12 protein-coding genes are annotated in these 13,316 nt (G+C 68.0%); 6 read left to right on the top strand and 6 right to left on the bottom strand.

Annotation, left to right across the window (positions count from 1 at the left end; genetic code table 11):
• Positions 1 to 10 precede the first annotated feature (10 nt).
• Both AC3FNH_RS20230 and AC3FNH_RS20225 read left to right on the top strand, forming a co-directional pair.
• On the top strand, positions 11 to 1,447 hold the full coding sequence (locus tag AC3FNH_RS20230) for an aldehyde dehydrogenase family protein (RefSeq protein WP_488721354.1): 1,437 nt from the start codon (positions 11 to 13) through the stop codon (positions 1,445 to 1,447).
• 16 nt (positions 1,448 to 1,463) lie between these two features.
• Positions 1,464 to 3,104, top strand: coding sequence for a GMC family oxidoreductase (locus tag AC3FNH_RS20225; RefSeq protein ID WP_488721353.1), 1,641 nt, complete (start codon positions 1,464 to 1,466; stop codon positions 3,102 to 3,104).
• Positions 3,105 to 3,697: 593 nt separating this feature from the next.
• Here the strand turns inward: AC3FNH_RS20225 and serA are convergent.
• The 4 genes from serA to AC3FNH_RS20205 all read right to left on the bottom strand — a co-directional run bounded on the left by serA (position 3,698) and on the right by AC3FNH_RS20205 (position 7,147).
• Positions 3,698 to 4,900, bottom strand: coding sequence for a phosphoglycerate dehydrogenase (gene serA, locus AC3FNH_RS20220; protein WP_488721352.1), 1,203 nt, complete (start codon positions 4,898 to 4,900; stop codon positions 3,698 to 3,700).
• Between the two features lie 140 nt (positions 4,901 to 5,040).
• Positions 5,041 to 5,565, bottom strand: a complete 525-nt coding sequence (locus AC3FNH_RS20215; protein WP_488721388.1) for a hypothetical protein — start codon at positions 5,563 to 5,565, stop codon at positions 5,041 to 5,043.
• A gap of 99 nt (positions 5,566 to 5,664) precedes the next feature.
• Complete coding sequence (locus AC3FNH_RS20210; protein WP_488721351.1) at positions 5,665 to 6,666, bottom strand: zinc-dependent alcohol dehydrogenase family protein; 1,002 nt, start codon at positions 6,664 to 6,666, stop codon at positions 5,665 to 5,667.
• Between the two features lie 25 nt (positions 6,667 to 6,691).
• Positions 6,692 to 7,147: a universal stress protein gene (locus AC3FNH_RS20205; RefSeq protein WP_276102150.1), complete on the bottom strand. Its 456-nt coding sequence runs from the start codon at positions 7,145 to 7,147 to the stop codon at positions 6,692 to 6,694.
• Positions 7,148 to 7,463: 316 nt separating this feature from the next.
• On the opposite strand from AC3FNH_RS20205, the gene AC3FNH_RS20200 reads away from it, so the two are divergent.
• Positions 7,464 to 8,294, top strand: coding sequence for a universal stress protein (locus AC3FNH_RS20200; RefSeq protein ID WP_488721350.1), 831 nt, complete (start codon positions 7,464 to 7,466; stop codon positions 8,292 to 8,294).
• A gap of 68 nt (positions 8,295 to 8,362) precedes the next feature.
• Here AC3FNH_RS20200 and cysK read toward each other — a convergent pair whose 3' ends face one another.
• Both cysK and AC3FNH_RS20190 read right to left on the bottom strand, forming a co-directional pair.
• Positions 8,363 to 9,280 carry a cysteine synthase A gene (gene cysK, locus AC3FNH_RS20195; RefSeq protein ID WP_488721349.1) on the bottom strand — a complete coding sequence of 306 codons (918 nt, stop codon included), beginning with the start codon at positions 9,278 to 9,280 and terminating at the stop codon, positions 8,363 to 8,365.
• Positions 9,281 to 9,401: 121 nt separating this feature from the next.
• Positions 9,402 to 11,141, bottom strand: coding sequence for a cation:proton antiporter domain-containing protein (locus AC3FNH_RS20190; protein ID WP_488721348.1), 1,740 nt, complete (start codon positions 11,139 to 11,141; stop codon positions 9,402 to 9,404).
• A 300-nt stretch (positions 11,142 to 11,441) separates the two neighbouring features.
• On the opposite strand from AC3FNH_RS20190, the gene AC3FNH_RS20185 reads away from it, so the two are divergent.
• The 3 genes from AC3FNH_RS20185 to AC3FNH_RS20175 all read left to right on the top strand — a co-directional run bounded on the left by AC3FNH_RS20185 (position 11,442) and on the right by AC3FNH_RS20175 (position 13,126).
• Positions 11,442 to 12,038, top strand: coding sequence for an AraC family transcriptional regulator (locus AC3FNH_RS20185; protein ID WP_488721347.1), 597 nt, complete (start codon positions 11,442 to 11,444; stop codon positions 12,036 to 12,038).
• Between the two features lie 144 nt (positions 12,039 to 12,182).
• Positions 12,183 to 12,656, top strand: a complete 474-nt coding sequence (locus AC3FNH_RS20180) for an OsmC family protein (RefSeq protein ID WP_276102145.1) — start codon at positions 12,183 to 12,185, stop codon at positions 12,654 to 12,656.
• Positions 12,657 to 12,859: 203 nt separating this feature from the next.
• Positions 12,860 to 13,126, top strand: coding sequence for a hypothetical protein (locus AC3FNH_RS20175; RefSeq protein ID WP_488721346.1), 267 nt, complete (start codon positions 12,860 to 12,862; stop codon positions 13,124 to 13,126).
• Positions 13,127 to 13,316: the final 190 nt, after the last annotated feature.

The raw sequence follows: 13,316 nt of genomic DNA, 5'->3' as shown, positions 1-13,316 counted from the left end.
GCTACGATCGATGCACCATCTCAATACGTTCTATATCGGGGGCGAGTGGGTGACTCCCGCCGACGGTTTCTCGCTGGCGGATATCGTCAACCCCGCGACGGAGGCTGTGATCGGCACGGTCGCCATGGGCGGCGCGGCCGATGTGGACCGCGCCGTGGCCGCCGCGCGCGACGCCTTCCCGTCGTGGTCCAGGTCCAGCCACGAGGAGCGCCTGGCGCTGCTGCGCCGCATTGCCGATGGCTACAAGGCGCGCATCGGCGAGATCGCCCAGGCCATCAGCACGGAGATCGGTGCCCCGCTGTGGTTGTGCCGCGAGTACCAGGCGCCGATGGGCCTGGTGCAGCTGCAGTCGGCCATCGCCGCGCTGGAAGCCTTTGAGTTCGTCATCATCAGCGGCACCACGCAGGTGGTGCGCGAGCCGGTTGGCGTGACGGCGCTGATCACGCCATGGAACTGGCCGGTCAATCAGATCGCTGCCAAGGTTGCCCCCGCGCTGGCGGCGGGCTGCACGGTGGTGCTCAAGCCGTCGGAGATCGCGCCGCTGGATGCGCGCATCTTTGCCGAGATCGTGCACGAAGCCGGCGCGCCGGCAGGCGTGTTCAATATGCTTTTCGGGACCGGTCCCGCGGTGGGCGCGGCGCTGTCGCGCCATCCGGGCGTGGATATGGTCTCGATCACGGGTTCGACGCGCGCCGGCGTCGACGTAGCCGTGCAGGCCGCGCCCACGGTCAAGCGCGTGGCGCAGGAACTTGGCGGCAAGTCGCCCAACGTGATCCTGGATGACGCCGATCTCAAGGCAGCGGTGTCGACGGGCGTGGTGAGCTGCATGCTCAACTCGGGCCAGACCTGCACGGCGCCCACGCGCATGCTGGTGCCGCGCGCGCAATACCAGGCGGCCATCGCCATTGCGCAGGCGACGGCGCAGGCGCTGACGGTGGGCGACCCCGCCTCGCCGGACAGCAAGCTGGGCCCCAGCTCGAACCGGGCCCAGCATGAACGTGTGCAGCGCATGATCGAAGCAGGTATCGGCGAGGGCGCGCGTGTCATCGCGGGCGGTCCCGGCCGGCCTGACGGGCTCGCGCAGGGCTACTACAACCGCCCGACCGTGTTCGCCGACGTCGACAACGACATGACCATTGCCCGCGAAGAGATCTTCGGGCCGGTGCTGGTCATGATTCCCTATGACGACGAGGCGGAGGCCATCCGCATTGCCAACGACACGCCGTACGGACTGGCCGCCTATGTCTGGTCGGGCGACCCGGCGCGCGCGCGCCGCGTGGCGGGTGAGCTGCGTGCGGGCTCGGTGCAGATCAATGGTGCCCGGATGGACTTCAACGCGCCGTTCGGCGGCTACAAGGCGTCGGGCAACGGCCGCGAATTTGGCGCCTATGGCCTGGCAGAGTTCCTGGAGTACAAGTCGGTCGCCGGCTGTGCCGTGGATGCATGAGGGAGTGAACGCATACATGGAAACCTTTGACTATCTGGTGGTGGGCGCGGGCTCGGCGGGCTGCGCCATTGCAGCGCGGCTGGCCGAGGATCCCGCCGTGACCGTGGCCCTGATCGAGTCCGGTCCGAGCGATCACCACATCAGCGTCTGGATGCCCATCGGCATGGCATCCACTGTGCGCAATCCCGGGCCGCGCAACTACGGCTATTACACTGCGCCGCAGCCAGGCTTCAACGGCCGCCAGGGCTACCAGCCGCGCGGCAAGGGCCTGGGCGGCAGCTCGTCGATCAACGGCATGGTCTATATCCGTGGCCACCGCAACGACTTTGACGACTGGGCGCGTCTGGGCTGCACCGGCTGGAGCTATGAAGAGGTGCTGCCATACTTCCGGCGCAGCGAACACCATGAGGACTACAGCGGCCGCGACGACAACCGCTGGCACGGCGGCTCGGGCCCGCTGCGGGTCAGCAACCTGCGCTCGCCCAATCCGTTCTCGATCCGCTTTGTCCAGGCCGCGATCCAGGCCGGCTACCCGGCGAACGGCGACTTCAATGGGGCGGAGCAGGAGGGCGCGGGCCTGTACCACGTCACGCAGCACCGGGGCGAGCGCTGGAACACGGCGCGCGCCTACCTGCACCAGGGCAATGCCGGCGACAAGACCCTGAGCGGTGGCCGGCGCAACCTGACGGTGCTGGTCGAGACGCAGGTGCTGCGCATCGACTTCGAGGGCACGCGTGCGACAGGCCTCACCGTGGTGCGCGGCGGCGTGGAACAGAAGCTCGCGGCACGGCGTGAAGTCGTTGTCAGCGCGGGCGCCTTCAACTCGCCGCAACTCCTGCTCGCATCGGGCGTGGGACCGGCACAGGAGCTGCGCGAACTGGGCATCGGTGTCGTGGCCGACCTGCCGGGCGTGGGCAAGAACCTGCAGGACCATCCGGACGTCATTCTCAACAAGCAGGTGCGTTCGCTGGACCTGTTCGGCCATTCGCTGCCCGGCTTTGCAAAGCTTTCGATGGAGCTGCTGCGCTACCGCCGCAAGCGTACCGGCATGGCCAGCAGCAACTTCGCGGAAGCCGGCGCCTTTGTCCGGAGCCGGCCGGGCCTGGCCGTACCGGACCTCCAGCTGCACTTCATTCCGGCACTGCTCAACCATGGCAGCGACAGGAAGAAGCTGGGCCACGGCTATTCGTGCCACGCCTGCGTGCTGCGTCCGAAGAGCCGCGGTGAAGTGCGCCTGCGTTCGCGGGACATGCGCGAGGCGCCGCTGATCGATCCGCGCTTCCTGAGCGATGAAGAGGACATGACCGGCATGGTGGCAGGCGTGCGCGCGATCCGCCGGATCTTTGCCCAGGAGGCGCTGGCCAGTGCCGGCGGCCGCGAGCTGTTCACCGACGACTTCGGTCCGGGCGAGGGCAGCCAGCAGGCCATCGAGGCCTTTGTGCGCGAGCGTACCGACAGCGTCTACCATCCGGTCGGCACCTGCAAGATGGGGGTGGACGAGATGGCCGTGGTGGATCCGGCGCTGCGCGTGCGCGGCGTGCAGGGGCTGCGCGTGGTCGACGCTTCCATCATGCCCACGCTGGTCGCGGGCAATACCAACGCGCCGGCGATCATGATCGCCGAGAAGGCGGCCGACCTGATCCGGGCGAGCCGCTAGCGGGCAGCCAGTCACGTCGGGGACCGCCACGCGTGCCCTCGGCGCAAGCCTGCGACGCGCCTTTACAGGTACGTAGCTAAGACGACGTAGGCGTCTGCGGCGCCATGACGGCCGGGAACCGGCTCCAGCCTCAGTAGGGCGGCACCCACCCTGGTGCTCGCTTCACTGCCGGCATTGGCGGTGCTGAGATCCATGCTGACGGGCTGCCCCGTTGCCTCCAGACAGGTGGCGCGGACCATCTGTTCGCCCCGTTGGAACCCGCAGGAGGGCTCCGTAATGGCCCCCTGGAATCTGATGGTGCCGGATTGCGCGGCCGCGGTTCCGGCAATGCCGGCCGCGAGCCACAAAGATAGTCCGAGCCGGCGCACCCGCGCGGGCCCGCGTCTTCCTTTTCGGTCCATATCGACTCCTTCCATGGTGGATGCGACCCGGCCGCCTCGGTGTGGCACTGAGCGCGGCTGCTGTGTATCAGGCGCTCCTATCCCGGATAGCGGCTGGGCCGGGCAGGGCTTTAGTAATTTCCTCAAAAATATTGCAGGTTGTTGATGTCGGCCCGGCGACCTTGCCACCCGCGGCCCGACAGGCGGAACGGCTTACCGCACCAGCAGGCGCGAACGCACGAAGCCGGCGTGGGTGCGCAAGGCTTCCATCATCGCGTCGGACGGTACCCGGTCGAGGTCCGTGACCACGTAGCCGGTATGGCCGCGCGTCTGCAGGTGCTGGCCGTTGATGTTGACGCCGTCCTGCGCCAGCAGCGTGTTGAGCGCGGCCAGCGCGCCGGGCGCGTTGCTGTGGATGTTGAGCAGGCGTGCCGGCGCCTGCAGCGGACCAGGGTCGACCTCAGGAAAATTCACCGCGCCGATGGTGCCGCCGGTTTCCAGGAAGTTCAGCAGCTTGGCGGCCACCTCGGTACCGATATTCTCCTGGGCTTCCTCGGTGCTGCCGCCGATATGCGGCGTCAGCAGGACATTGGGCAGTTGCTGCAGCGGACTGGAGAACGGATCGCTGTTGGTCTTGGGCTCCTGCGGGAACACGTCGATCGCGGCGCCGCCCAGGCGCTTGTCGCGCAGCGCCGCGGCCAGCGCTTCGATGTCCACCACGGTCCCGCGCGAGGCATTGATGAGGATCGCCCCTGGCTTGAAGCGGGCGAGCACGTGCGCGTCGATCATATTTCGCGTGCGCGCGGTGGCTGGCACGTGCAGCGTGACGACATCCGCCTGCGACACGGCTTCCTCGAGCGTACCGGCGGCGCGCGCCGAGCCGAGCGACAGCCTGGCCAGCACGTCGTAGTACACCACGCGCATGCCCATCGATTCGGCCAGTACGCCGACCTGGGAGCCGATGTTGCCGTAGCCGACGATGGCAATGGTCTTGCCGCGCGCCTCGAACGCACTGCTGGCGCCCTTGGCCCACTTGCCTGCATGCGCGAGTGCATTCTTCTCCGGAATCCTGCGCAGCAGCATCACGGCTTCGGACACGACCAGTTCCGCCACCGAGCGCGTATTGGAGAACGGTGCGTTGAAGACCGGAATGCCCGCTGCCGTTGCGGCATCCAGGTCGACCTGGGAGGTGCCGATGCAGAAGCAGCCGATGCTGAGCAGGTCTGGCGCGCTGCGGATGTCGTCCGCGCGCAGGTGCGTGGCGGAGCGGATGCCCACCAGGTCATGGCTGGACAGCGCTTCGCGCAGTTCGTCGCCGGCCAGTGCACCGCTGCGGCGTTCGACCGTCAGGCCGGCTTCGCCGAGGCGCGCCGTGGCGCTTGGATGGATGTTTTCGAGCAGGATCGCAGTGGTCACGTTCGGGTTCCGCGCAAGAAGAGAGCAAGGGAGCCGCGTGCGGTCTCTGCTGCATCGCGGCGAGTTCTATTCTGCGCGAAAACACCGCCGTGGTCCCGGTGACCCTTCCGCCAACGTTGGCTCCCCCGGGACGCGGACGGCTAGCGCGAATGCCCGCGGCGGTCGCCACCCAGCGGGTCGACGATGATCATGGACTGCTGCAGCACGCCGTTCTCGTCGAAGTAGCAGCTGAAATGCGCGGTCTGGTAGCCGTCCTTGTACATCCGGTAGGTCCAGGCCTCGCGCTTCATCAGCGGGTAATACTGGGTGGGCTCGCGCGGCTTGCCGAAGCGCTCGAGCACATCCTGCTTGGTCCAGACGCCCACCTGCGCCTGATAGATTTCTGCTTCCGTCAGCATCTGCCGATAGCCGACAAGCTTGCCTGTGGCGTCAAAGTCCGCAGCATAGACCGTATGCCCGAGTGGCTGCCCGGAGTAGAGCCAGCGCGACGTACCGTTCGGAAAACTGAAGGTGTCGGTGGGTTCGCCGAATGTACTGCGGACCGCACCCTGGTCGCTGCCGATCAGCCGCTGCCCGGTCTGTTCCGGTTGCAGTGCCGAGCAGGCGCCCAGGGTCAGGCCTGCCACGCACGCCAGCGAGGCTACGATTGCCAGGCGGATTCTCATCATGGGCTCCGGGCGGGGAAATCCCGCATGGCGGAATTGTCCGGCCAGTGGCGCGAAGTGTGCAATAGCCACGCGCCGCCTCGGCGACGCTGGCGCCGGTCAGGCGTGGACGCGCAGGACTGCCGCGCCGGCAAGGCGGCCGCCGCGCAGGTCGGCCAGGGCCTGGTTGGCTGCGTCGAGCGGATAGGCGGTTGTATGCGTATGCAAGGGCGTGCGGGCGGCGATCCCCATCAGCGCCTCGCCGTCGGCGCGGGTCAGGTTCGCGACGGAGACGACGCGTCGCTCTTCCCACAGCAGCCGGTAGGGGAACGCGGGGATGTCGCTCATATGGATACCGCCGCAGACCACCGTGGCGCCCTTGCCGACTGCCTGCAGCGCCAGCGGCACCAGCGCCCCCACCGGAGCGAAGATCAGCGCCGCGTCCAGCGTGTCGGGCGGCGCCTGCTCGCTGGCGCCGGTCCAGCAGGCGCCCGTATCGCGCGCGAGCTGTTGCGCGCCCGCATCGCCGGCCCGGGTGAAGGCATAGACTTGCCGGCCTTCCGCGACGGCGATCTGTGCCACCAGGTGCGCGGCCGCGCCAAAGCCGTAGATGCCGACACGGCGGGCATCGCCGGCCATGCGCAAGGTGCGCAGGCCGATCAGGCCGGCGCACAGCAGCGGTGCGGCATGTTCGTCGTCGTAGCCCTCCGGAATCCGGAAACAGTAGCGGCTGTCGGCAATGGTGTATTCAGCGTAGCCGCCGTTGCGCGTGTAGCCGGTGAAGGCCGGCGTGTCGCACAGGTTCTCGCGCCCGGACGTGCAGTAGCGGCAGTGGCCACAGGTATGGCCCAGCCACGGCACGCCCACGCGCTCGCCGAGCGTGAATGCATCGACGCCCGCACCGCAGGCGTCGATGCGGCCGACAATCTCGTGGCCGGGAATCAGGTGGGACTTCGGGTGCGCCAGCTCGCCGTCGGCGATATGCAGGTCGGTGCGGCAGACCCCGCACGCGCTGACGGCAATGCGGACCTCGCCGGGGCCCGGTTCGGGCACCGGCACCTGGCGCAGCCGCAGTGGCTGGCCGGCTTGTTCCAGGACCATGGCGCGCATGGTTTCAGGCATCGTGCGCCTGCGCATGTGCTGCTCGCTAGCCTTCCACTTCGCTGCGGATCAGCAGCACCGGCCGGCTGGTCTTGCTGACCACGCCCTCGGAAACGCTGCCCATCAGCATGCGCCGCACGCCGCGCCGGCCATGCGTGCCGAGTACGATCAGGTCGGCGCTCCAGGTATCGGCCTGGGCGACGATGGTCGACGAGATCTGCCCGGGGGCCACCGGCTTCTCGACCAGCTGGGTCGTATGCCTGATGCCCGCCGCCTCCAGCTTGTCCGCGGCCTCTGCCAGGGCCTTGCGGCCGTAGGCGAGGATGCCCTCCATCACGGCCCTGGCGTCGAAATAGGCGGCATCGAAGAACGCATCGCTGTCATCGGCAACGAACAAGGCCTTGACCTCGGCGCCGGTTGCGCTGGCGAGGATGATGGCCTGGCTCAGGGCGAGGTCGGAAGACTGGCTGCCGTCTACGGCGAGCAGGATGCGCTGGTACATGGTGAACCTCCAGTGAGTCGCGGCGAATGGTCGGAAAACGGCAAATCGGATGAGGCAACGCGTGGCCCTTCTGATTCAGGGTAGTCGCAGCGGACGATCTCAGCTTGACCGGCATCAAGATTTGAGCTGGCGGAGGGGGAACTAAGGCCGTCAGAACCGCGGCAGGCCCGAGCCCGCCCGGAAGTCTCTGGTACGCTTCCCCGAGGTATGGCATCAAGCGGAATCATGCTGTCTTGATGCCGATCACGCACCTGGCGCACCAATGTCTACACTGGTTCACGCCGGATGGCACCCGATTCCACGGAGCAAAGAGCGAATGGACTACAAGACGATCCTTGTCGCGCTGGACGACGACCCCGCGCGCGCGGCGCGCCTGGAAGCCGCACTGGCCTTGTGCCGGCGCTTTGGCGCCGGGCTGGTGGGCCTGACCGCAACCGGCACGCGGCTGGAGCCGTTCCGCGGCGCCGGCGAGGAAGCCGGAAAGTACGCCGCGCGGGCAGCGGCGGACCTGCAGCGCACCATCGACGAGAACCTGGCCACACTGCAAGCCGCGGTGGCATCGCCGGACGCCACCCTAGCCTGCCGCCATGTGGTGGTCGAAGCCGAAGCCGGCTGGGCGCTGGCCACGGAAGGCCGCTTCGCGGACCTGATCCTGCCGCCGCCCTTGCAGGCCGGCGACAACGCGCCGGCGCTGATGGCGGAGGAAGCCGAGTATGCGCTGCTGAATGCGGGGCGCCCGGTCCTGCTGGTGCCTGCCGGCGCCAAGCTGGCGCCGCAAGCGCATGTGCTGGTGGGCTGGGACGGGAGCCAGCCGGCGGCGCGCGCGGTGAGCGACGCGCTGCCGTTGCTGGCGAAGGCTTCTGCCGTGACGGTCGTGGTGGTGGCCGGCGACAGTGGTGAAGACGAGCAGCAAGCGGGTGGCGAACGCCTGCTGCAGTGGCTGGCCGCCCACGGGGTGACCGCCTGGCTGCGGGTCCAGCGTGGTGGACAGCCGGGGGAGGTGCTGCTGCGGCTGACGCAGGAACTGAATGCGGGCTTGCTGGTGGCAGGCGGCTACGGCCGCAGCCGCCTGCGCGAGCGCATGCTGGGCGGCACCACGCGCACGCTGGTACGGCAGGCCGGCGTGCCGCTGTTGCTGTCGCACTGACCCGATTCAGCCCGTTCAACCCGTTCAACCGCGCGCCGGCGTTGCCACCCGGCGCGCGGGTGCGAGCCTCAGGCGGGCAGGAAGCCTTCGACCGTCAGGTAACGCTCGCCGGTGTCGTAGTTGAAGCCGAGCACGCGCGTGCCGGCCGCGAGCTCGGACAGCTTGGCGGCAATGGCGGCGAGAGTCGCGCCCGACGAAATGCCGACCAGGATGCCTTCTTCGCTCGCGCAGCGGCGCGCCATGTCGCGGGCCGGTTCGGCATCCACCTGGATCACGCCATCGAGCAGGCCGGTCTTCAGGTTGGCCGGGATAAAGCCGGCGCCGATGCCCTGGATCGGATGAGGCGCGGGAGCGCCCCCGGAAATCACCGGTGAAGCCGTGGGCTCGACGGCGAATACCTTGAGCTGCGGCCACTGCTGCTTGAGCACCTGTGCGCAGCCGGAAATATGGCCGCCAGTGCCGACGCCGGTGACCAGCACATCTAGACCCTCCGGAAAGTCCGCGATGATTTCCTGGGCCGTGGTGCGTGCGTGGACATCGATGTTGGCCGGATTCTCGAACTGCTGGGGCATCCAGGCGCCCGGAATGGAGGCGATCAGTTCCTCGGCGCGCGCAATCGCGCCCTTCATGCCTTTCTCGCGCGGGGTCAGGTCGAAGGTCGCGCCGTAAGCCAGCATCAGGCGGCGCCGCTCGATGGACATGCTCTCCGGCATCACCAGGATCAGCTTGTAGCCCTTGACCGCCGCCACCATCGCCAGGCCGATGCCGGTATTGCCCGAGGTCGGCTCGACAATGGTGCCGCCTGGCTTGAGCACGCCACGGCGTTCGGCATCTTCCACCATCGCCAGCGCGATGCGGTCCTTGATCGAGCCGCCCGGGTTAGACCGTTCCGACTTGATCCAGACCTCGTGGTCCTTGCCGAACAGCCGGTTGATGCGGATATGCGGCGTATTGCCGATGGTTTGCAGGATATTGACTGCCTTCATGTTTTTCTCCGGAGGGGCGCGCGGCAAGCCGCTGCGCGAATGCTTGCGGCCGGGATTCTATTGAAGAAGTCCGCGGCCGGCTTATGCCAAGTTATGCCACGTTAAGCCACGTTAAGCCGCGTTAAGCCGCGTGGCCCGCCGCATGGCCTGCGGCGTGAACCTGCGGGCCCGGCGCGAAGCGTTCCAGCACATGGGCGGTCATGCCCCTGGCCAGTTCCTCTTCACCGTAGAAGACCGTGCCGATCGCTTCCTTGCGCAGCATGACGGACTCGTCCTCGTTGTGCGTGCGCAGGACGATCTCGATCGACGGATTGAGCGTGCGCGCGATACTGGCCATTTGCCGGACATCGAGCGGATCGGCAACGGCCACCACCAGCATCGCGGCACGCGCGATATGGGCCTGGATCAGCACCGCGGGGTCGGCGGCATTGCCGGAGACCGCCGCGATGCCGCGGTTGCGCAGGCTCTCCACCAGTTCCCGGTTCTGCTCCGCGACCACGAACGGGATGCCGCGCGCCTGCAGCGCGCTGGCGATGCGCCGGCCCACGCGGCCGTGGCCGATCAGCACCACCTGGCCTTCCAGGTACTTGCGCTCGGTGCTCGTCGGCAGTTCGGCGTAGGGGTCGCCACGCTGCTCCAGGCGCCTGGCCAGTGCCGAGCGCTTGAGGATCCAGCGGCGCAACGGTTCGCTGAGGGCGAACAGCACCGGGTTCAATGCAATCGAGATCAGCGCGGCGGCCAGCACCAGGCTCATGCCCTCGGCGGGCAGCAGCCCGAGCGTAAGGCCGAGGCCGGCGAGGATGAACGAGAACTCGCCGATCTGCGCCAGGCTTGCCGACACCGTCAGCGCGGTATTGAGCGGATAGCGGAAGGCCAGCACCAGCGCAAAGGCCGCGGCCGACTTGCCGAGGATGATGATGGCCACCGTGCCCAGCACGTGCAAGGGCTGCTCGACCAGGATCGCCGGCTTGAACAGCATGCCCACCGAGACGAAGAACAGCACCGAGAACGCGTCGCGCAGCGGCAGCGATTCCTGCGCGGCGCGATGGCTGAACTCGGATTCGCGCATGACCATGCCGGCGAAGAAGGCGCCCAGCGCGAACGAGACGCTGAACAGTTGGGCCGCGCCATAGGCAATGCCGATCGCCGCGGCAATGACCGACAGCGTGAACAGCTCGCGCGAGCCGGTGCGCGCGACCAGCCACAGGAACCACGGCAGCACGCGGCGGCCCGCCACCAGCATCAGCGCGATGAAGGCGCCGACCTGCAGCAGCGTCAGCGCGATGGTGGTCCACAGCGGCGTGGCTTGCGCCGCTTCGGCACCTGTCGATCCGCCGAGAATCCCGGCCAGCGGCGGCAGCAGGACCAGCACGAGCACCGTGGCCAGGTCCTCGACCACCAGCCAGCCCACGGCGATGCGGCCGTTCATGCTTTCGAGCACGCCGCGCGTCTCCAGCGCCTTGAGCAGCACCACGGTGCTGGCGCACGACAGCGACAGCCCGAAGATCAGCCCGCTGCCCCAATGCCAGTCCCACAGCCACGCCACGCCGGCACCGAGCGCCGTGGCCAGCGCCATCTGCACCACCGCGCCGGGCACCGCGATGCGCTTGACCGCCAGCAGGTCCTTCAGCGAGAAATGCAGCCCGACGCCGAACATCAGCAGCATCACGCCGATCTCGGAAAGCTGGGACGCCAGGTGGACGTCGGCGACGAAGCCCGGCGTGCCCGGGCCGATGATGATGCCGGCGACCAGGTAGCCGACCAGCGCCGGCACCTTGATCCGCTCGGCCAGGTAGCCAAGGGCCAGGGCAATGCCGAAGCCGGCCGCAAGCGTGGTGATAAGGGGAATGTTGTGTTCCATGCAGGACGATTGGGAGCGGCGGATTGAAAACGGGGGCGGTCCTGCGGCGGACCCGGCAGCCCGTTGCCGTGGTGGCAACGATGGGTCTGCCGTGCGCCGGCAGACATACCAGGCCCCCTCATGATAACGGCATCCGGCGGCGGGCCTGTCGGACAGATTCGCGCAGCGCACCCTGCGAAGTGCCGGGCCTGTGGTGCAAGCGTGTGGTGCAGGCAAACGGTGCGTTCGGGAATTGCAGATGGTGCGCCGCCCGGTTAACAGCGATGATCCTGCCCGACATCGACCGATTTCCGCTCCACCATGCGCGTCCACCTGCAGTCCCACTCGCACGTCAGCCTGCAGCGCCTGTTCCTGGCGTTTCCGCTGACGGTCGCGCCCACGCAGGGCAGGTCGGTGATCAGGCGGCGTGGCCATGAGCGGCTGCTGGTGCCCGGGCAGGCAGTCACGATCGAGCCGTTCGAGGCCATCGACATGCACCTGGATGGCAGCTGCGTGCAGCCGTCGGCGTGTACCGTCGAAATCCGCCACGGCATGCCCGGTACCGCGCAGGATGGCCTGCATCACCGCATCTCCCGTCGCGTATTCCTGCAGCCCCAATATGCGTGGAGCGCCGGCTTCATCGCCGAACGGCTGGACATGCCCGCGGCGCAGCTGCGCCGGCTGCTGTTCTCGCAAGGCACGGCGCTCACGGATCTGTGCCGCACGCAAAGGCTGATGCGCCTGTTGTTCGAAGCCATGAGCGCAGACGTTGCCATGGGGGACCTGAAGCGCTTTGTCGGCTGGCCGCCTGCCGGCGACGTGGAGTCCGCGTTCTATGACCGCTTCGGCGTCTCCATGCAGACCGCGAGGCGGCTGGCGGGCCAACCGGCGCGCGAGCTGCGGCGATCGATCGCCTGAGCAGTTCCCGGCACCCGTGGTCGAGGTCGGCGGCCTCAGCCTGGTTTCCGTGCGATTTGGAATAATGGTGTCCTGCGACGCAGCGCGGGACGGGCCTGCGGTGCGTCGCGCGTCAACGGAATCCACCCAGGGAGCTGCGCGAACATGGCCAAGCGTGAACATCACTATCGGGTCTCGGTCGAATGGACCGGCAACAAGGGCAGCGGAACATCGGGCTACCGGGCCTATGCGCGCGATTACACGATCCGCTCCGGAGCCAAGCCAGCCATTCCCGGCTCATCGGACCCGGCGTTCCTTGGCGACGCGGCACGCTGGAATCCCGAAGACCTGCTGGTGGCGTCGGTGTCGGCCTGCCACAAGCTCTGGTACCTGCACCTCTGCTCTGAAGCGGGCATCGTCGTGCTGGCCTACGCCGATGACGCGCAAGGCACGATGGTCGAGGGCGAGACCGGCCACTTCACGCAGATCGTGCTGCGCCCGCGTGTCACCCTGCGCGCAACGGACGATCTCGAACTGGCCGGGCGGCTGCACCATGCGGCGCACGAGCAATGCTTCATTGCCAACTCGCTCAACTTTCCCATCCTGTGCGAGCCGTCGTTTGAACAGGTCGACGCTTAGACGGGCGGCCGCCGGCAGACGGATGCGGTTGTTCGGGCCGCCCTGACGTTTCGCGCGGCTGTTGGTCGCCGCCCACCACATTCTCTCCGTACAAGGCCGTAGCGCGCACCTGGCGACGCGCGCGAGCCGTGGCACGGCATCTGCATAGTCTCGATCGAACGTCGTTTCCCGCCGTTCGCTTTCCATGACTACAGGAGATTCCCATGTCCAAGCTACTGATCGAGAACCTGGCACGTGTCCGCGAACTGGATCTGGCCGCGCGCGTCGCCATCCGCGGCGGCTATGCCACCATGTCGTCCATTGCCGTGGGTGAGCCCGACCCAAACGGGTCGTTGCCGCCGCTGCCTTCGATGCCGCCATTGCCATCGTTCCCACCGATGCCGCCGATGCCGCCAATGCCGGCGCTGCCCGAGTTTCCGCCGGGATTTCCGTTCCAGCCGAAAGCCCAGCCGAAGGTCGTGCCGCTGTAGTTGGCGCGCTCGCCGTCGCGCCCGGGACATTGTCAACAGCGCCGTGCCGAACCGGTACAGCGCGTTGACGATGTCGATGCGCCGCCTGCTCGCCACGCCGGCTTCGAGCGTGAGCCGTGCCGGACTAAGGTACTAAGGGCGTTCCGGGTCCTCCCTTCTGACACGTTCCTGCCGGGGTATCCCCGTCCAT

This window comes from Cupriavidus sp. 22TCCZM01-5, assembly GCF_057798915.1.
The sequence above is the reverse complement of the archived record's forward strand: the minus strand, read 5'-3'. Positions and strand labels throughout refer to the sequence as shown.

Bases quoted from the DNA above. Each gene is read 5' to 3' on its own strand.
- AC3FNH_RS20175 (WP_488721346.1), top strand. From the start codon at position 12,860: ATGTCCAAGCTACTGATCGAGAACCTGGCACGTGTCCGCGAACTGGAT.
- AC3FNH_RS20185 (WP_488721347.1), top strand. From the start codon at position 11,442: ATGCGCGTCCACCTGCAGTCCCACTCGCACGTCAGCCTGCAGCGCCTG.
- AC3FNH_RS20190 (WP_488721348.1), bottom strand. From the start codon at position 11,141: ATGGAACACAACATTCCCCTTATCACCACGCTTGCGGCCGGCTTCGGC.
- AC3FNH_RS20230 (WP_488721354.1), top strand. From the start codon at position 11: ATGCACCATCTCAATACGTTCTATATCGGGGGCGAGTGGGTGACTCCC.
- AC3FNH_RS20215 (WP_488721388.1), bottom strand. From the start codon at position 5,565: ATGAGAATCCGCCTGGCAATCGTAGCCTCGCTGGCGTGCGTGGCAGGC.
- AC3FNH_RS20225 (WP_488721353.1), top strand. From the start codon at position 1,464: ATGGAAACCTTTGACTATCTGGTGGTGGGCGCGGGCTCGGCGGGCTGC.
- AC3FNH_RS20205 (WP_276102150.1), bottom strand. From the start codon at position 7,147: ATGTACCAGCGCATCCTGCTCGCCGTAGACGGCAGCCAGTCTTCCGAC.
- AC3FNH_RS20200 (WP_488721350.1), top strand. From the start codon at position 7,464: ATGGACTACAAGACGATCCTTGTCGCGCTGGACGACGACCCCGCGCGC.
- AC3FNH_RS20180 (WP_276102145.1), top strand. From the start codon at position 12,183: ATGGCCAAGCGTGAACATCACTATCGGGTCTCGGTCGAATGGACCGGC.
- AC3FNH_RS20210 (WP_488721351.1), bottom strand. From the start codon at position 6,666: ATGCCTGAAACCATGCGCGCCATGGTCCTGGAACAAGCCGGCCAGCCA.
- cysK (WP_488721349.1), bottom strand. From the start codon at position 9,280: ATGAAGGCAGTCAATATCCTGCAAACCATCGGCAATACGCCGCATATC.